Source organism: Streptomyces montanisoli (assembly GCF_017813245.1).
In the GTDB taxonomy this organism is placed as follows: domain Bacteria; phylum Actinomycetota; class Actinomycetes; order Streptomycetales; family Streptomycetaceae; genus Streptomyces; species Streptomyces montanisoli.
The window spans coordinates 1-19,663 of the sequence record NZ_JAGIQL010000125.1; the positions used below are offsets into that span (position 1 = coordinate 1).

20 protein-coding genes are annotated in these 19,663 nt (G+C 73.2%); 8 read left to right on the top strand and 12 right to left on the bottom strand.

Features of this window, described 5'->3' with window-relative positions; genetic code table 11:
• Window positions 1-78: 78 nt before the first annotated feature.
• Genes JFN87_RS24380 through JFN87_RS24390 form a run of 3 tightly spaced genes read right to left on the bottom strand, consistent with a single transcriptional unit; the run spans window position 79 to window position 2,761 of the window.
• Complete coding sequence (locus JFN87_RS24380) at window positions 79-849, bottom strand: SDR family NAD(P)-dependent oxidoreductase (protein ID WP_209343213.1); 771 nt, start codon at window positions 847-849, stop codon at window positions 79-81.
• Complete coding sequence (locus tag JFN87_RS24385) at window positions 819-1,328, bottom strand: YrdB family protein (protein ID WP_209343215.1); 510 nt, start codon at window positions 1,326-1,328, stop codon at window positions 819-821. The genes JFN87_RS24380 and JFN87_RS24385 overlap by 31 nt, the downstream gene beginning before the upstream one ends.
• A gap of 32 nt (window positions 1,329-1,360) precedes the next feature.
• On the bottom strand, window positions 1,361-2,761 hold the full coding sequence (locus tag JFN87_RS24390; RefSeq protein ID WP_209343217.1) for a CoA transferase: 1,401 nt from the start codon (window positions 2,759-2,761) through the stop codon (window positions 1,361-1,363).
• A 269-nt stretch (window positions 2,762-3,030) separates the two neighbouring features.
• On the opposite strand from JFN87_RS24390, the gene JFN87_RS24395 reads away from it, so the two are divergent.
• Complete coding sequence (locus JFN87_RS24395; protein ID WP_209343219.1) at window positions 3,031-3,936, top strand: GNAT family N-acetyltransferase; 906 nt, start codon at window positions 3,031-3,033, stop codon at window positions 3,934-3,936.
• 49 nt (window positions 3,937-3,985) lie between these two features.
• Here the strand turns inward: JFN87_RS24395 and JFN87_RS24400 are convergent, their stop codons facing one another.
• The gene (locus JFN87_RS24400) at window positions 3,986-4,837 is read right to left on the bottom strand and encodes an EamA family transporter (protein WP_209343220.1); all 852 of its coding nucleotides are present in this window, start codon (window positions 4,835-4,837) and stop codon (window positions 3,986-3,988) included.
• Window positions 4,834-6,540, bottom strand: coding sequence for a penicillin-binding transpeptidase domain-containing protein (locus JFN87_RS24405; RefSeq protein WP_209343221.1), 1,707 nt, complete (start codon window positions 6,538-6,540; stop codon window positions 4,834-4,836). Before JFN87_RS24405 ends, JFN87_RS24400 begins: the two co-directional genes overlap by 4 nt.
• 214 nt (window positions 6,541-6,754) lie before the next feature.
• Between JFN87_RS24405 and JFN87_RS24410 the strand changes: the two genes are divergently transcribed.
• Complete coding sequence (locus JFN87_RS24410; protein WP_209343222.1) at window positions 6,755-7,378, top strand: RraA family protein; 624 nt, start codon at window positions 6,755-6,757, stop codon at window positions 7,376-7,378.
• Here the strand turns inward: JFN87_RS24410 and JFN87_RS24415 are convergent.
• Window positions 7,366-7,695, bottom strand: coding sequence for a hypothetical protein (locus tag JFN87_RS24415; protein WP_209343223.1), 330 nt, complete (start codon window positions 7,693-7,695; stop codon window positions 7,366-7,368). The two genes, JFN87_RS24410 and JFN87_RS24415, sit on opposite strands and share 13 nt — an antisense overlap.
• 218 nt (window positions 7,696-7,913) lie before the next feature.
• Between JFN87_RS24415 and JFN87_RS24420 the strand changes: the two genes are divergently transcribed.
• Window positions 7,914-8,576, top strand: coding sequence for a hypothetical protein (locus tag JFN87_RS24420; protein WP_209343224.1), 663 nt, complete (start codon window positions 7,914-7,916; stop codon window positions 8,574-8,576).
• A gap of 28 nt (window positions 8,577-8,604) precedes the next feature.
• Here the strand turns inward: JFN87_RS24420 and JFN87_RS24425 are convergent, their stop codons facing one another.
• Window positions 8,605-9,321: a GntR family transcriptional regulator gene (locus JFN87_RS24425; RefSeq protein ID WP_209343226.1), complete on the bottom strand. Its 717-nt coding sequence runs from the start codon at window positions 9,319-9,321 to the stop codon at window positions 8,605-8,607.
• Between the two features lie 58 nt (window positions 9,322-9,379).
• On the opposite strand from JFN87_RS24425, the gene JFN87_RS24430 reads away from it, so the two are divergent.
• From JFN87_RS24430 to JFN87_RS24440, 3 genes are all read left to right on the top strand, one after another.
• Window positions 9,380-10,189, top strand: coding sequence for a class I SAM-dependent methyltransferase (locus tag JFN87_RS24430; protein ID WP_209343227.1), 810 nt, complete (start codon window positions 9,380-9,382; stop codon window positions 10,187-10,189).
• 174 nt (window positions 10,190-10,363) lie between these two features.
• Window positions 10,364-11,101: a dienelactone hydrolase family protein gene (locus JFN87_RS24435; protein ID WP_209343229.1), complete on the top strand. Its 738-nt coding sequence runs from the start codon at window positions 10,364-10,366 to the stop codon at window positions 11,099-11,101.
• Window positions 11,102-11,144: 43 nt separating this feature from the next.
• The gene (locus JFN87_RS24440) at window positions 11,145-11,990 is read left to right on the top strand and encodes an inositol monophosphatase family protein (RefSeq protein ID WP_209343230.1); all 846 of its coding nucleotides are present in this window, start codon (window positions 11,145-11,147) and stop codon (window positions 11,988-11,990) included.
• Here JFN87_RS24440 and JFN87_RS24445 read toward each other — a convergent pair.
• The 4 genes from JFN87_RS24445 to JFN87_RS24460 all read right to left on the bottom strand — a co-directional run bounded on the left by JFN87_RS24445 (window position 11,940) and on the right by JFN87_RS24460 (window position 16,141).
• Window positions 11,940-12,866, bottom strand: a complete 927-nt coding sequence (locus JFN87_RS24445) for an endo-beta-N-acetylglucosaminidase H (protein WP_245181046.1) — start codon at window positions 12,864-12,866, stop codon at window positions 11,940-11,942. The genes JFN87_RS24440 and JFN87_RS24445 overlap by 51 nt on opposite strands.
• A gap of 49 nt (window positions 12,867-12,915) precedes the next feature.
• Window positions 12,916-14,007, bottom strand: coding sequence for an NADH:flavin oxidoreductase/NADH oxidase (locus JFN87_RS24450; protein ID WP_504739789.1), 1,092 nt, complete (start codon window positions 14,005-14,007; stop codon window positions 12,916-12,918).
• Complete coding sequence (locus JFN87_RS24455) at window positions 14,004-14,801, bottom strand: alpha/beta fold hydrolase (protein ID WP_209343232.1); 798 nt, start codon at window positions 14,799-14,801, stop codon at window positions 14,004-14,006. The genes JFN87_RS24450 and JFN87_RS24455 overlap by 4 nt, the downstream gene beginning before the upstream one ends.
• A 71-nt stretch (window positions 14,802-14,872) precedes the next feature.
• A complete protein-coding gene (locus tag JFN87_RS24460) occupies window positions 14,873-16,141 on the bottom strand; it encodes an MFS transporter (protein ID WP_209343233.1) in 1,269 nt (422 codons plus the stop codon).
• A gap of 98 nt (window positions 16,142-16,239) precedes the next feature.
• Between JFN87_RS24460 and JFN87_RS24465 the strand changes: the two genes are divergently transcribed.
• On the top strand, window positions 16,240-16,821 hold the full coding sequence (locus tag JFN87_RS24465; RefSeq protein ID WP_209343234.1) for a TetR-like C-terminal domain-containing protein: 582 nt from the start codon (window positions 16,240-16,242) through the stop codon (window positions 16,819-16,821).
• 12 nt (window positions 16,822-16,833) lie between these two features.
• Here JFN87_RS24465 and JFN87_RS24470 read toward each other — a convergent pair whose 3' ends face one another.
• On the bottom strand, window positions 16,834-18,561 hold the full coding sequence (locus JFN87_RS24470; RefSeq protein WP_209343235.1) for a dolichyl-phosphate-mannose--protein mannosyltransferase: 1,728 nt from the start codon (window positions 18,559-18,561) through the stop codon (window positions 16,834-16,836).
• A 188-nt stretch (window positions 18,562-18,749) separates the two neighbouring features.
• Here JFN87_RS24470 and rsmI point away from each other — a divergent pair.
• Window positions 18,750-19,663 (top strand): 16S rRNA (cytidine(1402)-2'-O)-methyltransferase (gene rsmI / locus JFN87_RS24475; RefSeq protein ID WP_372449280.1); only part of this gene is annotated, 914 nt, incomplete at its 3' end.

A 19,663-nucleotide genomic window follows, 5' to 3' on the forward strand; every position in this document is an offset into this window, starting at 1 on the left:
AGCGCGCCCGCACCGAGTGCGGCCGGGCTCACGCCGAGCGCGCCCACGCCGAGCGCGCCCGCGCCGCGCGCCCGCGCCTCAGTCATGCTCGGACACGGCCCTGCGGAAGCCGAGTTGCGCCGTGAGGATCCCGCCGTCGACCGGCAGCGTCACCCCCGTGATCCACGCCGCGTCCCGCGACGCGAGGAACGCGACGGCCGCCGCGATGTCCTCCGGCCGGCCCACCCGCCCCAGCGGGTACAGCGCGGCCGCCCGTTCCAGCACGGCCTCGCGGCCCGCCCAGCCCTCCGTGTGCACCGTCCCCGGCTCGACGAGGTTGACCCGCACGCCCCTGGGCGCGGCATGCCCCGACAGCGTCCTCGTCAGGCTCGCGAGCCCCGCCTTCGCCGCGCTGTAGGCGTGGTTGCCGAAGTCCTGCTCGCCGTTGACCGAGCCGATCGAGACGATCGCCCCGCGCCCGGACTCCACCAGGTGCGGCAGCGCGGCACGCGCGCAGCGGAACGCGCCGGTGAGCGTGAGGTCGAGGTCGCGGGCCCAGACCTCGTCCGTCTCGTCCTCGAACAGCGGCTCGTCGGGGCCGCACGAGTAGGCGTTGTTGACCAGCACGTCCAGCCGTCCGAACCGCGCCACCGCGTGCGCGACGGCAGCCTCGACCGACGCGCGGTCGCCCACGTCGCACCGGAACGCCTCCGCGCCCTCGATGGCCGCGGCGGTCGCGCCGGCCCGCTCCTCGTCCACGTCCGTCACGAGGACCCGCGCGCCCTCGTCGGCGAGCCGCCTCGCGACGGCGGCTCCGATGCCGCGTCCCGCGCCGGTGATCAGTACGCCGTATCCGTCGAATCGCTCCATCGGACGATGAGATCACCGCTCGCACCCGCCGCACCAGAGGCCCGCGGCGCGGCCGGTCTACGCGGCGACTGCCTGCGGCCGGCCTCGGCAAGCGTGGTGTTGACGACGACGATCACCGCCAGCGCGACGGCCCACACCGGCCGCCCCGCCGCCCACAGGGCGACGGCGCCGCCGCCAAGCACGACGGCCTTGACCGCCAGCACACCGGCGAGCGGCAGCGTGTACCTGGCGCGGGGCGCCGCGAACATCCCCCACACCACCATCGCCGCGAGCGGGAGCACGACGGCGAGCACCGCACCCCCCTCACGCAGCCCCCACCAGCACAGTGCGGCGAACGCGGCCAGCTCCACCAGGAACGCGAACGACTCGTTCAGCACGAACCACACGGGCCGCCCGGTCCAGTCCCGCACCTGCGCGCCATCCGCGGGGGACCGGTCCGTGCCAGGAACCACGCCGCGCTCCGCCTCGCCCTCACTCATGCGGTCGACCGTACCCGGACCCGCCGCGCCGCTCACAGCCAGTTCGGGGTGTCGGAGCCCCACGGCGTCGCCAGGTGGCGCCAGTCCGCCGGTGCGCCCTCGTAGTGGACTGGCGGCAGCGCGTGGCGCACGGCGAGTTCCGGGGACGGGCGCTCCGTGACGTACTGGTCGGGCGCGTAGGGCGGCCCCGGCAGGGGGTCGGGTTCGATGCCGTGCTGGAGCCACCGCGCGGTGCCCGCGAGCGACAGCCGGACGTGCGCGCCCGCGCCCGTCGCGTGCCGCGCGGTCAGCGAGCGCAGAACGGCGGCGGCCAGCAGGTAGCCGGTCCCGTGGTCGAGGGCCTGCGCGGGCAGCGCGCCCGGCGTGCCGTCGTCCGCCGCCTCCGTCGCCGCGATGCCGCAGGCCGCCTGGACGAGGCTGTCGAAGCCGCGGCGCCCCGCCCAGGGCCTTACGGTCTCCTCCGACCAGCCCCAGGCGGACAGCTGCGCCACGACGAGGCCGGGGTGGCGCTCCCGCACGGCCCGCGCCGACAGGCCGAGGCCGTCGAGCGCGCCCGGCCGGTAGCCGGTCACCAGGACGTCCGCGGAGGCGAGGAGCGCGTCGAAGGTCTCGCGGCCGGGCCCGCCGGCCGCGAGGTCGAGCAGCGTCGACCGCTTGCCCATGCCGGTGTCGGCGTGCGCGTCCGGCGTCTCCGGCAGCCGCGGCGAGTCGACGCGCAGCACGTCGGCGCCGAGCAGGGCCAGGGTGCGGGTGGCGACGGGCCCGGCGATCACCCGCGTCAGGTCGAGGACGCGGACGCCCTGCGCGGGCAGCGCCGCAGGACCCAGCGGCCGCGCGCCGGAGACCGCGCCCGCCACGGCCCCGTCCGTCACCGTCTCCACCAGCGGGAGCGTGGACGCCACCGGCGCGGGGGCGACGCGCACGGCGAGTCCGCCGCCCGCGTACACGGCCTCCTGCACCTCCTCGGCGCGCATCCCAGCGAGCTCGGACGCCAGGCGCGCGACCAGCCTGCCGTCGTCGCCGATGTCCTCGGCGCCGAGCGCGCGCAGCAGCCGGGCCCGGTGGTGCGGGTAGTTGGCGTGCGTGCGCACCCAGCCGTCGGCCGTCGGCCAGAAGCGGGACAACGGCGCGAACGCCGTCGGGTGCCTGCCGTCGACCCGCAGGTGGCGCTCGCTGACGAACGCCGTGGCGACCGCGCCCTCCTTGACCACCACGGCCGGCACCCGCGCGTCCCCGCGCCGGGCCGCGAGCAGCTCGGCGGCGGCGAGGGACGCGGCGCCCACTGTGGCACGCGCCAGCTCCCGCACGGGCAGCCGCGAGGGCAGGACGTCGGCGGCGCCCTCGTAGGAGACGCGCTCCAGGAGTTCGGGCGGGCCGCCGAGGGCCTGCCAGGCGGTCGCCGTCGCGGCGTCGGGGTGAGGCGTCACGTTCATGGCGCCCATTGTCGGCGCAGGACACCGCATACGGGCGGACGCACGCCCGCACGCCCCCGCACGCGGCGCACGGCCCCGCACGCTGCCCTGCCCCGCACGCACGCACGCCGCCGCCGCCGCGCCGCGCGGTATCCGCTTGTCGCGACCGAGCGCGGGCCGTTAGCGTCTGCGGGTCGTTCCCGACGAGGAGGTGTACGGCTCATGCGTACGAGTGGTCACGTGGCGCGCCCAGGTCGTGAAGTCGTCCGCCGTTACCTCCAGGAGCCACCGTGTCCCCTCGCATCACCCCACTGACCGACGCCCCGTCCTCCGCATCCTCCGGCCCCTCCGCCGCCCCCGGTGCCCGCCGCCTCGCCTGGCTCGCCGACGACGAGGACGGCAACCCCGTCGGGTCCGCCTTCGTACGGCTGCCCGGCGCCGAAGGCCGGAGCCACGTCGCCGACCTCGACCTGCACGTGCACCCCGCCGAGCGGCGGCGCGGCGTCGGCACGCGGCTGCTGGCCGCCGCCGTCCGTGCCGCCGGGGACGAGGGGCGGCGGACCCTCGCGGCCGAGGTGCGCGCCGGATCGGCCGGCGAGGCGTTCCTCGCCGCGCGCGGGTTCCGTGCCGCGCTGACGCTGATCCACGTGCGCCTGGCGCTCGCCGACGTCGACACCGCCGCGCTCGACGCCGCCGTGGCGCGGCCGCACCCCGGCTATCGGCTGCTGTCGTGGGACGGCGTCGTGCCCGCGCACCTCGCGCCGACGTTCGCGCGCTCGCGCCGCGCCATGGACGACATGCCCATGGGCGCGGTCGACCACGTGACGCCCGCCTGGGACGTCGAGCGCGTACGGGCGGCGGCGCGCGCGGTCGCCGACCGTGGCGACCTGCTGCACACCGTCGCCGCCGTCAGCGCCTCGGACGGCACGGTCGTCGCCTTCACCGAACTCGTCGTCCCCGGCGACGGCACGGGCGACGCCCAGCACTACGGCACCGGCGTGCTGCCAGGACACCGGGGCCGCGGGCTCGGGCGCTGGATCAAGTCGGCGTCGATCCTGAACGCGCGGCGCGGCCACCCGCGCCTCGGCGGCCTGCTCACCGACACCGCGGACGTCAACCCCCACATGCGCGCGATCAACGAGGCGCTGGGATACCGGCCGACGCACCGGATGGTGGTGTGCCAGAGGAGGCTGTGAGCGCACCGCGCCGGCCGGAAAGGGCGGGGAAGGGGGCACGCAGCCCGGGTCATCCCGAGTGCAGCAGTAGCGCCGTGCCCGCCACCACCAGGCCCGCGGCCGCGATCCTCGGCGCGCCGAACCGCTCCTTGAAGACCACGGTGCCGATCGCCGCGCCCACGATGACGGACGACTCCCGCAGCGCGGCGACCGGCGCCAGGTCGGCGCGGGTCTGCGCCCACAGCACGAGCCCGTAGGCCGTCAGCGACAGCGCCGCGCCCAGCAGGCCGAGCGCCGCCCTCGGGCGGAGCTCGGCCGCCAGCCGCCCCCGCCGCACGTACACCGCGTACGCCGGGATCAGCAGCCCTTCCAGCACCATCAGCCACGCCAGATAGCCGATCGGCGTGCCGGAGCGACGCACACCCACACCGTCCACCACCGTGTACGCGGCGATCGACAGGCCCGTGGCGAGTGCCGCGCGTATCGCGGCCCCGCGCGGTGGCGCGCCCCGGCCGCGGATGCCCCACAACGCCATCGCGATCAGCCCGGCGGACGAGGCGCACACGCCGGCCGCCTGCCATCCGTTCAGCGACTCGCTCAGGACCGCCGCCGCGACCACCGTCACCACCAGCGGCGCCGTACCGCGCGCGATCGGGTAGACCTGGCCGAAGTCGCCGAGGCTGAACGACCGCATCAGCAACAGGTAGTAGGCGACGTGCACCACCGCCGACACGGCGAGGTACGGCCAGGCGCCCGCGTGCGGCAGCGGAGCCACGCACAGCAGTAGCGCGCCGATCACCGCCCCGCCGCCGCTGATCAGTGTGAACGCGACGAGCTTGTCCGTGATGTCGTGCGCGATCGCGTTCCAGCCGGCGTGGGTGACCGCGGCGACGAGGACCGCGAGCGCGACGAGCGGTGTCATTCGGCGGCGAGCACCGACGCCACCAACGGGCCTGCCGCGTCGGCGCCGTGGCCGCCCGCGTCCACGACGGCCGCCGCCGCGCAGTCGTTCTGGAAGGCGGTGAACCAGCTGTTCGACACCGTCTGCCCGTCGACCTCGGCCGAGCCGGTCTTCGCGCCCTTGTCGCCGCCGAGGCCCGCCATCGCGTGCGCCGCCGTGCCGCTGACGGCCGTGGTGTGCATCATGCCGGTGATGGCCTGCGAGATGGACGACGGCAACCGCCGCTGCGCGCTGGCCAGTTGGCGGTGGTCGAAGGACTGCGGCACGAGCACCGGCTGGTGGAAGGAGCCACTCTTCACGGTGGCGGTGACGGACGCCATGTTCAGCACGTTCATCTGCACCTTGCCCTGACCGATGTACTCGGCCGCGGCCTCGCCGCCGGTCTCCGCCGGCACTTTGCCGTCGAACGAGACGACGCCCGTCTTCCAGTTGTTGTTGCCGATGCCGAACACCTCACCTGCCTCCTTGCTCAGGCCCGCGTCGTCCTTCGTGTCGTCGATCAGCTTGATGAAGGCGGTGTTGCAGGACTGCGCGAACGCGTCGCGCATCGTGGAGCCCGGCTTCAGCGAGAAGCCGCCCTCGTTGTGGAACGTCCGCCCGTAGTACGTCACCGTCGGAGGGCACGGCATCGAACGGTCGGGCGTCACGAGGCCCTTCTCCATCAGCAGCGCCGACGTGATGATCTTCATCGTCGAGCCGGGAGCCTGCGCGCCCTGCAGGGCCGCGTCGAAACCGTCCTTGCGGTTGTTGGCGACGGCGAGGATGTCCCCGGTGCTCGGCTTGACCGCCACGACCGAGGCGTTCGTGTACTTCTTCACCGCGGCCTCCGCCGCCGCCTGCACCCGCGGGTCGAGCGTCGTCGGGACCTTGCCCGCACGGCCCTTGGTGAGCGTCAGCAGAACCTTGGGGGCCGCGCCCTGCGCGGTGTCCGCGCCGGTGCTGGTGCCGGTGCCGGTGCCCGTGCTGCTGTCGCGCCCCTCGATCCGCAGGGTGACGTCGGGGCTGCCGCCGGCCTGGTCGCCGTAGCGCTGGCGCAGGGCGTCGAGTATCGGGCCGAGCGACGGGTACTTCTTGGCGTCCAGCGTCTTGCCGTCGCGGTCGACGGCCTCGATGGGCGGGGCGGCGGTCTTGTCCGTCACGAGCGTCGTGGCGTCCGTGAGATCGGGGTGCACCACGCTCGGTGACCAGTCGACGAGCGGCCGTCCGGTGGACTTGCCGCGCACCACCGTCAGCTTCGACTTGTACGTCCAGGGCTTGGACGTGCCCCCGTACGTGACGGTGGCCTTCACCGTGAAGGGGACGGTCGCACCGGTCGGGGCGCCCGGCGTGATGGCGGCCTTGGTGACGTGCGCGGAGCCGCGGAAGTCCGTGAAGTACGGCGCGGCCTCGGTGGGCGCGTTGGTCAGCCGGGCGATGTCCTCGGCCGCCGCGCCCGAGGCCCAGTCGTGCAGGAACTTCTTTGCCGTGCTGGACACTTCGTCCGCACTCGGCGGGCCCGTCTTTATCGGCGCGCTCTTGGGCGCCGACTGCCCGACCAGGCCGCTGCCCGAGCCGCCGTCGCCGCCCGTCAGGCCCTGGTAGAGGTTGAGCCCACCCCAGGCCACGCCCCCCGCGACGACCGCGAACACGCCGCCGACCACACCGATCTTCGCCCCACTGCGCACGGCGCAGCCCTCACTCCCCCCGGGTCCCCCCGGATCTTGAACGCGTTCAAGAACCTTCCGGTTCAGCACTGTACGGGGCGACGGGGACGCAGGAGGCGTGCGTTATCCGACTGGGACCACGATCACACCGCCGCGGACCCCACGGTGACCGGCCCGGCCCGACCCGCTCCCGTACCATCACGCACGCGCCGAAACGCCCCGCGAAAGGCAGAACATGACCGACGCCACCGCATTCCTCTCCCTCCCCACCCCCGCGCTCGCCGACGCCCTCGGGGCGGCGCAGGTCATGGACTTCCGTATACGGCCCCTGTGGCCGGGCGGCCCGCGCGTGGCGGGCCCCGCCTTCACGGTGCGCTGCCCGCGCGGCGACAACCTCATGCTGCACGCGGCCATCCACCGGGCCGAGCCCGGCTCCGTGATCGTCGTCGAGTCGGGCGACCTCGACCACGCGCTGGCGGGCGGCAACGTGTGCGCGGTCGCGCAGCGCCGCGGGGTCGTGGCGTTCGTCGCGGACGGCGTGATCCGCGACCTCGCGGAGGTGCGCGAGATGGGCTTCCCCGTCTACGCGCGGGGCGTCATCCCCATCCCGGGCGCCAAGAAGGCCGTGACCCCGCTCGGCGGCGAGGTGCGCTGCGGTGGCGTCGTGGTGGCCGCGGGCGACATCGTCGTCGCCGACGAGGAGGGCGTGGTGGCGGTCCCGGCCGCCCGCCGGGAGGAGGCGCTCGCCGCGGCCCGCGCGAAGCTGGCGAAGGAGGCCGCGCAGTCCCTCGACGCCTGGGAAGAGGCACACAGGGCCCGCATCGACAGCCTGCTGGCGGCGGGCGGCTACGAGGGCTGAGCGCACTCCCACGTGTGCGCGCCGGCATGGCCGAGGAATTCGGCGCACGCCTCCGACCGCGCGCCGTCGGTCACGACGGCCGGGCAGTCGGCCCGCACCCCCACGGCCTGGGGCCTGGCCCCGTCCACCCACTGCGCCCAGACGGCGCCGCCGCCGGGGCCGTCGAGTTCTCGGACGACCGCGTGGTGGTCGCCATGAGGGTGCGCTTGGAGCGTGCACACCAACTGGCGCTCGACGCCCCGGTCGTCGTACTCCCCGTAGGGATCGGGTGCGAGCCGCAGGGCAGTTAAGACCAGGCGCTCGGGCAGCCGGGTCATCGCCCCGCATGTCGGCCGTCGCTGTGGCCTGGAAGGTGGCGTGGGCGTCATGGGTGTTCTCCCGGTGGTGGTGTGCCTGCGGGCACGCGATGCCTGGTGAGGAGCTTGGCCGTAACTAAGGTGGACCGGTGGACCGGTCCAGTCAAGTAGTGCGCGCTTCAGAACTGATGAGCGATCAAAATGCTGGCGCAGGGGAGCGAATGCGGAAGACTTCGCCCATGCATCCAACCGTCCCGCTAGCCACTGCCGCGGACATACACGCTCACCTCGTTGAAGAGCTCAACCTCGCGCTCCGCCGGCCTGGGGTGTTCGGAGGTGAAGTGGCTCTTCGGATGCTGCTCGACCACCTGCTGTTCGTCGAACGTCAGCCTGAGGCGTTCGCTCAGCAATGCCGGGAGTGGGAAGGCAGCGGACTCTGGACGGCTCACGGCATCACCGGAGCCTTCCGTGACGTGATACCCGCGCGGAACTACGAGTATGGCCTTGCCTCGGTGTACGCCGAGTTCGCGCAGCGACGCGGTTGGCTCAAGCCGGACAGGGTTCTTCCGGAGGGGGCGTACCAGGACCTCAAGGGCCGTGTCCGGCAGTGGGCCGAAGAGGACCGCACGTGGGCGGATGTGACGGCGGAGTTCGGCGCTGCCTCCGTGCTGTTCGGAGGAACCAATCCTCTGTACGGAAAGACGCTTGGCTACCTCAGCACCGATCCGAAACAGCCGATGGTGGTCTTCCACCTGTGGAACGGAAGCGAGCGCACGGAGGAGTCGTGGCCGCCCGAACACGAGCAGCCGCTTCTTCTCGCGGTGCGCTTCGGCGGGGGATCGTTCCGCCGATCTCTCACCTTCACTCCGGAGGGAAAGCGAAGGCGGCCAACCTCCTGTTGAGCCGGCCCGGCGCAGCGGCACGACGCGTCTACATGGCGTAGGTATCGATGCGTTCGTAGAGCGCTGCGGGCGTCACGCCCTCTTCGCACACCAGCGGTCGGCCCTCGCCGTCGTACGCCGTGTGCAGCACGACAGCCACGGGCGCGGGTGCGGTCAGGCCCAGATGCTCGGTTTCCGTCGCGGTGGCCATGCGGATCGTGGTGCTGTCGACACCCTCGACCGGGAACCGCCCGGTCTGCCGCCGGACGTAGCGGGTCGTCCCTTCCGCGATCGGGGCCGTCCCGACGAGGCGCGGCGACGGCTCGGCCACGTCCGGTGGGAACCAAGCCTCCACGTAGCTGTGCGGAGTGCCGTCAGGCATCTGTAGCACCCGTACGCGGCGCAGGGCGGCCACGCCAGGATCCAGCCGGAGCGCGGCGGTGACCTGGGTGGGCGGCTCGCGCCAGTCGGGCCCTCCCACGCGGAGGAACGGCATGCCGCCAGTCACCCGCGCGGATCCCGCCCGCCGGGCGCCGGCCGGGCGCGCGATCGGGCTCTCGTTGACCACGAAGCCCGTCCCCTGGCGCGCGGCGACCACGCCGTCGTGCCGGAGTACGTCCATGGCCTTGACCACCGTGGCCCGCGAGACGGACCACTGCTCCGCGAGGTCGCGGCCCGACGGGAGCACTCCGCCGGGCGGGAACTCGCCGGAGCCGATCCGGACGCGGAGCGATTCCGCGATCTCCTCGTACTTGAGCAGTGCCATAGCTCCTCATCGGGTAGCCGTACTGGACTGGTCCACCGGCGCACACGATACTGCCGCCATGTCGCACCCCACATTGGCGCCGGAGATCGAGCACTTCTACTCGCAGGTCGTCGACGAGAGTGACCGGCTGAGCATGTCGGCCGACGGGCGGCTCGAACTGCTCAGGACGCGTGAGCTCCTGGGCCGTTTCCTGCCGCCCGCGCCCGCCCGCGTACTGGACGTGGGCGGCGGTCCTGGCGTCCACGCACGGTGGCTGACGGCGGACGGGTACGACGTGCACCTCGTCGACCCCGTCGCCCGCCACGTCGAACAGGCGGTGGCGGTCTGCTCGGCGTCCCTCGGCGACGCCCGGGCGCTGGAAGAGGGAGACGCCACGTACGACGTGGTGCAACTCCTCGGGCCCCTCTACCACCTGCCCGAGCGCTCGGACCGGCTGCGGGCTCTGCACGAGGCACGGCGCGTGGTCCGACCTGGTGGGCTCGTCGCGGCGGCCGCCATCAACCGCTACTCGTCGCTGTTCGAGCACAGCGCCCTCGCCCACCTGCACACCCCGCGGCTCGAGTCCTCGGTCTCCGACATCCTGCGCACCGCCGTGTACGACGGCCGGCGAGGCTTCACGCTCTCGTACTTCCACCGCGGTGAGGAACTCGCCGAGGAACTGAGCGCGGCGGGACTGTGCGACGTGGAGGTCTTCGGGGTGGAGGGCCCGGCGTGGTCGATGCTCAAGGCGGTGGAGAGCCAGCCGGGTCCCGGCCCGGACGAGGCGCTGTTCACGTCCGTCCTGACGGCCGCGAGAATGGCGGAGCCGTACCCGGAACTGCTGGCGTCTTCCTCGCACTTGCTCGCGGTGGGCAGGGCGCCGCGCTGAGCGTGCGCCGACAGCCCCTGGGCCCGGTGCAGTTGTTCGTGCTACGTTTCCGCCGCCGTGCTCCACCGCGAACCGAGGAGGTGAGACCGATCAACGCTGCGACAGGTCGGGCCTCCCTCCCCCGCATGGCCTAGGGAGTGCCCGGACAAGGCACCCCGAAAGGCTCGAAACGCTATGCGCTTCACCTCCCAGACCACGTCTGACGGCATTCGCGAACAACTCTTCACGCTCGGGGAGATCCCCGGCGCGCTGTGGACGCCGGAAGGCGCCACCGGCCCTCGCCCGCTTGTCCTGATGGGACACGGCGGCGGACAGCACAAGAAGGCCCCAGGCATCCTGTTCCGTGCACACCGCTTCGTGGCGGAGTGCGGGTTCGCCGTGGTGGCGGTCGACGTGCCGGCCCATGGCGACCGGCCGAAGGACGAGGAGTACGGCCGGATCGCCGCCGAGAACGGGGCCCGCGTGGAGGCCGGCGAGGAACTTGCCCCGCTGGTAGCCGACTTCCAGGCACTCGTGGCCCGCAGGACCGTGCCGGAGTGGCGGGCGGTACTCGACGCTGTCCAGCGACTCGAGCACGTCGGCGACGGGCCGGTGGGTTACTGGGGCGTCTCGCTGGGCTGCGGACTCGGTGTTCCGTTCGTCGCGGCCGAACCCCGCGTCCGCGCGGCGGTGCTGGGCCTGGGTGGGGCGTCGGCGACGGCGGCGGTCGAGGCCGCCGCGCGGATCACCGTCCCGGTGGAGTTCCTGGTGCAGTGGGACGACGAACGGGTGCCGCGCGCCCAGAGCCTGGCGCTCTTCGACGCCCTCGCCTCGGCCGAGAAGACGCTGCACGCCAACCCCGGCAAGCACGGGGAGATGCCGGCGTTCGAACTGGACAGCGCGCTCAGGTTCTTCGCCCGGCACCTCGGCTGATACGGCCGAACGGCCGTCACCTCGCCCCGATAATCTGCTTCGCATGGTCAACTCGTATGCGGGCTACGACGATGCCGCGGTCGCGGCGGCCGGGGCGCGGGCCGGAGCCGATGTGGTTCGTGCCCTGTACGGCCAGCGGCTCGATCGCGTCGACAAGGGCGCCGGGGACTTCGCCACCACCGCAGACCTCGCGGCGGAGAAGGCGATCCTCGGCGTCCTCCGCGCCGCGCGGCCGGACGACGCGGTGGTCGGCGAGGAGGGCGGGGAGCAGGGCGCCCGCGGCGCCGCGCGGCAGTGGTTGGTGGATCCGCTGTGCGGCACGCTCAACTACGCCGTCGGCAACATGGCGGTCGCCGTCAACGTCGCGCTGTGCGGCGGTGCCGCCGCGGTCGCGGACCCGTTCAGCGGCGAGGTCTTCCGCACGGACGGGGAGGCCGCCGCCTGGGTGCGCCGTGACGGGGGCGACGACGTGCCGCTCGTGCCCACGTCCGCCAGCGGGCTCGTGGACGTCAACCTGGACCCGCCGTTCCCGAACGCGCCCGGGTTCCGGGCCGTGGAGCTGCTGGCCCGCCCCGAGTTCGCCGCACACTTCCGGCCGCGCGTCGTGTCCACGACGCTCGCGCTGGCCTGGGTCGCCGCGGGCAAGCGCGCCGCGTACGTCACCGACGGCGGGGACCTCTCCGGATCCGTGCACTTCGCGGCCGGCATCGCCCTGTGCCGGGCCGCGGGTTGCGTGGTCACCGGCATCGACGGTGCCGCACTCGGTGAGACGTGCGGTGGTCTCGTGGCCGCCGCCGACCACGAGACCCACGCGCGGCTGGTGTCGATGCTCCGCAGGTCAGCCGCTGTGCACCGCGTCGCTGCCGTAGAGCACGTCGGTGAAGCGTGAGATGTAGTCGTGGATGTCCGTGCTCGTCAGGTTGTACGTGAGGTACACGCCGTACCCGCCGTCCACGGTCTGCCGCGCCATGTTGGCCGCTGCGTCGGCGCTGGTCGAGCCGAGGTCGATGGCCGCGGGGGAGAGGCGGTCCTTGGGGAGACCGATGCCGGGTACGTCGAACGAGCCGTACCAGGGGTTCCACGCGTAGTCGAACATGCCGGTGACGTCGACGCCGTTGTAGGAGAGCCGCGACGCGGACGGACCGATGTCGTAGAGCGTGATGAGCTTGCCGGGCATGTCCTGGCGCAGTGCCTGGACCAGGTAGACGAACGAGCTGTCGTTGGGCTGGGCGGTGCCGTTCACACCGTAGTCCGCGTATTCGTCGTCGAAGTCGATGCCGTCAAGGCCGTACTTGCTCACCGTGTCCGACAGCTGCTTGGCGAACGCCGCCGCCGCGGACTGCGACGGGAAGTTGGCGAACCCGGCGCCCTGGTGGTTGCCCAGGATCGACAGCTCGACCTTGATGCCCTGCTGCTGGAGCGGCCTGATCTGGGTCGCCGCATTGTCCAGGACACTCTGCACCTGCTGATTGAAGGACAGGTACGCCTGGCTGCCGTTGTAGTTGATGTTGGCGGCGAAGATGACGCCGATGTCGAACACGTTGGCACCGCTGCCGGCGAGCTTGTACTTGCCCACGTTCAGCATGCTGTTGCTGTTGACTTCCACATAGGCGACGGACACCGGCCCGCTCTTGCCCGCCGCGTCCACGTGGTGATGCTTCTTGGCGGCCGCGGGAGCGGCTTCCGCTCCACTCGCCATGGCGGTGCATATCAGCGTCAGCACGCAGGCGAACAGGATCATCCATCTCGACCTGGCCCTGGTCATGTCGATCAAGTCCCTTCCCGGGGGGTGTGGCATGTCTGCGACAATCAGGCTAGCCGCCGAGAGCGTGGTGGGGCAGGGCGCGCCGGTACTGATCGGGCCAGGCCGCCGGGTCCACGGGGCGCTCGCGCAGGGCGAAGTACGGGTCGCGGAGCAGGGGGCGTCCCACCATCACGGCGTCCGCCCGGCCGTTGGAGACGAGCTTCTCGGCCGGCGGCAGGTCGCCGATCCCTCCGACGGGTGCGACCGCGAGTCCCGTGGCGTTCCTGAGCGTCGCCGCGAACTCGGCGTGCACCGCCTCCCGCGCCGGCGGGCGTGCCGCCTGGTCGCGCACCACGAGACCCGACGTGACGTCGAGCAAGTCGACGCCGACAGCGGCCAGTTCCTTGGCGAACAGCGCCGCCTCGTCGAGGGAGATGCCACCCTCGACCCAGTCCGTGGCGGTGATCCGGACGAAGACCGGCTTCCGCGCCGGGAACGCGTCCCGCACGGCGCGCGCCACGCGCAGCGCGAGGCGCATCCTGTTCGCCGGGCTCCCGCCGTACTCGTCCGTCCGGTGGTTGGACAGGGGCGAGAGGAACGCGTGCAGCAGGTACCCGTGCGAGGCCTGGATCTCGACCACCTGGTAGCCGGCCAGGTCGGCCATCCTCGCCGCGTGCGCGAACGCCTCCACTGCCTCGTCGAGGTCGGCGCGGCCCGCCTCCCTGGGCACGTCCAGGTCCCCGAACGCGACCGGCGAAGGGCCGAACGTCCGCCAACCGCCGTCGGCCACGCTCACGGAACCGTTCTGGCCCGCGCCCACCCACGGCAGCAGGTGCGACCCCTTCCTGCCCGCCGCCTGCAGTTGGACGCCGGCGACGGTGCCGCGCTCGCTGATGAACGACGTCAGGCGGCGGTGCGCGGCGGCCTGCTCCTCGTTCCAGATGCCGAGGTCCGCGGACGTGGTCCGGTGCAGCGGCCCCACAGCGTTGGCCTCGACCATGATCAGGCCGACCCCGCCGACGGCCCGTGCGCCGTAGTGCACGAGGTGCCAGTCGGTCGGCTTGCCGTCGGGGCCCGCCGCGTACTGCGCCATCGGGGACATCCACACGCGGTTGGGGACGGTCACGTCCCGCAGCCGCAGCGGGTTCGCGCGCGCCATCAGGCGCTCACCCCCGCCAGGAGCCGCGCCGTGGCCTCCGGCGCCTCGGCCGGGAAGTGGTGGCTGCCGAGGTCGACGAGCACGAAGCCCAGCCGGTCGCCGTAGCGGTCGACGGCCTCGCGCGTCACCAGGTCGCGGATCGCGAACACGGTGATCGGCTGCCGCGTCTCGCGCAGCGCCGCGTCCATGTCCCAGCGCACCAGGCCCTCGATGGCACGCACCCCGGCGGGCTGCCGCACCGCCGACATCTTCTTGACGTACGCGTCCTTGAGCGCCGGGTCGGTCCCGGCCGGGGAGCCGCCCTCGACGAGACCCCGCACCGCCGCGCCGAAGTCCGTACGGAACAGGCGCGTCATCGCCTCGGCCCGCTCCTCGCTCATCGCGGGGAACAGGGACAGGTAGTGCAGCGCGTCGAGTGCGACCACGTGCGACACCGTGCCGGGCAGCAGCCTGCCCGTCTCGACGGCGACGGCCCCGCCGAGGGAGTGGCCCGCCACGACCGCGGTGTCCACCGACTCGGCCTCCAGCACGGCGGCCACGTCGCGGGCGAACTCCTCCATCGTCCAGACGTCCCGCGTCGAGCGTGACGCGCCGTGCTCGGCGAGGTCGACGGCGAGGACGCGGTAGTGCCCGGGAAGGTGGTCCGTCACCGCGTCGAAGTCGCCGCGGTCGCAGGCCCAGCCGTGGATGAGGGCCAGGACAGGACCGTCGGCGGGGCCGCTCGCCGTGTACCGGATCGTCGTGTGGCCCGATCGCCGGACCTCGCGGGTCTCCCTGGTTTCGCGTGCGGTCGTCATGGTGTCTGTCTCCTGTGTGGGTCTGTTTGATCGTCGTTCGGCGTGGTGCACGGGGGCGTCGCCCCCGCGCCTCAGCCGCCGCACGGGGCCATAGCGCGGGCCGAGGCGCGGCGGCGCTTCGCGCGCGCCTGGTTCATGCGCAGGACGAACGCGGAGAACGTGATCGCCACGATCGCCAGCGCGTAGATGTCGGTCGCGGGCCTCAGTCCCAGCGCCGTGACCGCGATGCCCCCGAGCACGGCGGGCACGCTGTTGCCCAGGTAGTTGATGACGTTCGCCAGGGCGAAGACCTCGCTGCGCTCGTGCGGCCGTGCGATGCGGGCGAAGGTGGCGAACGTCGCCAGCGCCGACGCGCCGAAGCCGAGGCCCGCGACGACGGTGCCTGCGGCGGCGACCCAGGCGAGGTGCTGCGACACCCCGGCGAGCGAGATCAGGGTGCCGAGCCCGAGCATCGCGGACGACGGCGCCAGCAGCCAGGACCCCGAGCGCGAGCGGAGCAGGGAGACCGCGAGCGCTCCCGTGCCCGCGAGGAGCGTCACGACGACGCCGCCGACCAGGTGGTTGCGCAGCCCCAGTAGTTCGGCCGCGACGGACGGGCCGAGCGAGAGGTACATCCCGCCCAGGGCCCAGGTGGCGATCATCGCCGGCACCAGCGGGACGATGTCCGCGCGCAGGTGCGCGGGCATCGACACCCGGGGCCGCAGCGACGCGACGGCTCCCGGTCGGCGCGGTGACGTCTCCGGCATGCGCGCGACGGCCAGCGCGGCCGGCACCAGCGCCGCGAACAGCAGCGCGTAGACCAGCCGCGTGGGCGCGGGTCCGAACTCCACCAGCACGCCGCTGCCGAGCGCGCCGAGCGCGAGCCCGGTCAGGGGAGCCACCGACGTGACGACGCCGGCCCGCCCGCGCGACGGTTCGAGGTCGACGAGTGCGGCGCTCAGCGCGGTCGTCGCCGCCCCGGTCGCGATGCCCTGCAGTATGCGTGCGGCGGACAGCACGAGGACGTTCCCCGCGACCAGGAACAGTACGAGCGCGACGACCTCGAGCGCGATCGCCGCGGCGAGCACCGGCCTGCGGCCGAGGTGGTCCGACAGCGACCCGACGACGAGCAGCGAGGCCAGCAGGCCGAACACATAGAGGGCGAAGACGACGGTCAGCACCCACGCCGTGAAGTGCCACTGCCGCTGGTAGATCACGTAGAGCGGGGACGGGGCGCTGGACGCGGCCAGGAAGAGGACGAGGACGGCGGCCGCGGCGCGGAAGGAGCGTGTCCGACGGAGGCGGGACGCGGCGTTCGAGAGCGCTGCGGGAACAGCGGGAGCAAGGGGTTCGAGAGACATGCAAGCCTCGCAGTGATCGTTGCGTTAGCGATTTGAAGGTAGCACAAACGCAGCGATCACTGCAATCCAAAAGCAGCGATCAATGCGATACTGGCCACATGACCGCTACGACTTCCTCCACGTCCGGCACAGCCAGCCGGCCGGGCGGCCGCTCCGCCAAGGTGCGCGCGGCCGTGCACCGGGCCGTCCAGGTGGTGGTGTCCGAGGACTCGCTCGACGTCCTGACGATCCCGGTGATCGCCGCACGCGCGGGCGTGCACGCCACCACCGTCTACCGGCGGTGGGGCACCGTGGGCGACCTGCTCGCCGACGTCGCGACCAGCCGCTTCACCGGCGACCTCGTCGTCCCTGACACGGGAAGCCTCCGCGGCGACCTGGAGCGCTACGCGTTCGACCTCGCGAAGGATCTCGGCGACCCGGACACCCTCGCCCTGGTGCGCGCCACCATCGGCACGGGCGGGGAGCAGGGCGCGGCGGCATGCCGCGGCGAGCGCGAGCGCGGGCTCGACGCCATCCTCGAACGGGAGAGGGCCAGGGGCGGACAGCCCCCGGCCCTCGAACACACCACGGACGGCGTCCTCGCACCCCTCTACTACCGCGCCGTCTTCACCGACCTGCCCCTCACCACCGAATGGGCACGCGACCTCGTCGCACGCCTGCTGCCCGACGACGACGCGTGAACGCTCCGGGCGTCAGATCCAGGTGTCCAGCCACATCCGGTGCTGCCAGGACGTGTACGGGATCGACGTCCCCGTGTACAGCGGCCAGAAGTAGATGAAGTTCCAGAAGACGAGCAGCACCAGCACGCCCGCGCCCACCGCGCCGATCGTGCGTCTGCGTTCGTCCGAGCCCGGTGGGCCGATGATCGCGCCCAGCATCATCGCCACCGCAAGGCACAGGAACGGCACGAAGACGACCGCGTAGAAGTAGAAGATCGTGCGGTCCTGGTAGAGGAACCACGGCGCCCACCCGGCCGCGACGCCGCACGCGATCGCGCCCGCGCGCCAGTCGCGGCGGAAGAACCACCGCCACAGGACGTACAGCAGCGCGAAGCACGCGAGCCACCACAGCAGCGGGGTGCCGATGGCCAGGACCTCGCGCGCGCACTTGCCCGACGTGTCGGACGGGCAGCCCGACTGTCCTGGCGACGGCGACTCGTAGAAGAACGAGATGGGGCGGCCGAGGACGATCCAGCTCCACGGGTTCGACTGGTAGGTGTGGCCGCTGTCCAGGTGGATGTTGAACTCGTACACCTGGTACTCGTAGTGCCACAGGCTGCGCAGCCAGTCCGGCAGCCATGTGTAGCTGCCGCCGAGGCCCTGTCCCTTCGTCGTGGCCCAGTTGCGGTAGTAGCCGTTGCTCGTGAACAGCCAGCCGCTCCACGACACCAGGTACGTCGCGAACGCCACCGGGATCGTCGAGACGAACGCCGGCAGCAGGTCGTGCCGCAGCATCGCGGGCCACGCCCGCGTGGCGCCCGCCGTACGCCGCGTGCCGACGTCCCACAGCACCGACATGACGGCGAACGCAGCCAGGATGTACAGGCCGTTCCACTTAGTGGCGAAGGACAGCCCGAGGATCACGCCGGCCGCGATGCGCCACGGCCGCCAGCCGAACCGCAGGGTCTGAGCCACATGCGCGTCGGGCCGCAGGACGCCGTCCTCGTCGACGGGGAGCGCGGCGGCCATCCGCCGTCTCGTCCAGTCGCGGTCGAGCAGCAGGCAGCCGAACCCGGCGACGACGAAGAACATCAGCACCGTGTCGAGCAGCGCCGTGCGGCTCATCACGAAGTGCAGGCCGTCCGTCGCGAGCAGCGCGCCCGCGAGGCAGCCGAGGAACGTCGAGCGGAACAGCCGCCTGCCGATCCGGCACAGCAGCAGGATCGACAGCGTCCCGCAGACGGCCACCATGAACCGCCAGCCGAACGGGTTGAAGCCGAACAGCCACTCGCCGAAGCCGATGACCCACTTGCCGACCGGCGGGTGCACCACGTACCCGGGGTCGTGCGGCACGGGCACCGAGGACGGGTCGAGCAGGATCTTCTTGTCGACGCCCTTGGGCCAGTTGCCCTCGTACCCCTGGTGCCACAGCGCCCAGGCGTCCTTGGCGTAGTACGTCTCGTCGAATATGACGGCCTTGGGGCTGCCGAGGTGCGTAAAGCGCATCAGGCCCGCGATCAGCGTGACGAGCAGCGGGCCGCCCCACGCCGACCACCGGGTCAGCCGCCGCGCCAGGTTCGGCGGCACGCGCAGGACCGCCCACAGGGCGTCCGACGGGCGGGTGAACGGCGGGACGAGCCGGTCACGCAGGCTGACGGTCCGCCGCGGCACATGACCGAACCGGCGCATCCGCGAGGGCCATCCGGGCGGCGTTTCGCCGGCGTCGTGCCCGTGCAGGGCTTCGGGCGCAGTACTGGTCACCGCGCCATCGTAAGGAACGTGTCCGTGAGGCTGGGAGGATGGCCGCTGTGAATGCGAACCAGCCGCCCGAGAGCCACCCACTTGACGCGCCCGCGACGACGTCGGCGAGCGCGGCCGGCACGGGCGCTTCCGGCACGCACGGCGACGCCGCCGCCGGGCCCGGCCGCCCGTCCGGGGACGGCTCCGGCGTGCTCGTGCTCGCCGGCACCCCCATCGGCGACGTCCGCGACGCCCCGCCCCGGCTCTCCGCCGAGCTCGCGCGCGCCGACGTGGTCGCCGCCGAGGACACCCGGCGGCTGCGCAGGCTCACCCAGGCGCTCGGGGTGCAGCCTGCCGGCCGCGTCGTGTCGTACTTCGAGGGCAACGAGTCGGCCCGTACGCCCGAGCTCGCGGACGCGCTCGAGGGCGGCGCGCGCGTGCTGCTCGTCACGGACGCGGGGATGCCCTCGGTGTCCGACCCCGGCTACCGCCTCGTCGCCGCGGCCGTGGAGCGCGGCATCAGGGTGACGGCCGTGCCGGGGCCCTCCGCGGTGCTCACGGCGCTCGCGCTGTCCGGGCTGCCGGTGGACCGGTTCTGCTTCGAGGGGTTCCTGCCGCGCAAGGCGGGGGAGCGGATGAGCCGGCTGCGCGAGGTCGCGGGCGAGCGCCGCACGCTCGTGTACTTCGAGGCGCCGCACCGCCTCGACGACACGCTCACCGCGATGGCCGAGGCGTTCGGCGCGGGCCGCCCGGCCGCCGTGTGCCGCGAGCTGACCAAGACGTACGAGGAGGTGCGGCGCGGCGGCCTCGGCGAGCTCGCCCTGTGGGCCGCCGACGGCGTACGGGGCGAGATCACGATCGTCGTCCAGGGCGCGCCCGAGGCGGGGCCCGCGGAGCTGGACGACGAGGAGCTGGTGGGCAGGGTGCGCGTACGGGAGGACGCGGGCGAGCGGCGCAAGGAGGCGATCGCCGCGGTCGCGGCGGAGGCGGGGCTGCCGAAGCGGCAGGTCTTCGACGCGGTGGTCGCCGCGAAGAACGCGGCACGCGGCGCGGCGTCGCGCGGCGGCGCGGCGTCGCCCGGCGGCTCGGGGCGACGCGACGCCGGTGACCGCGGCGGCGACGG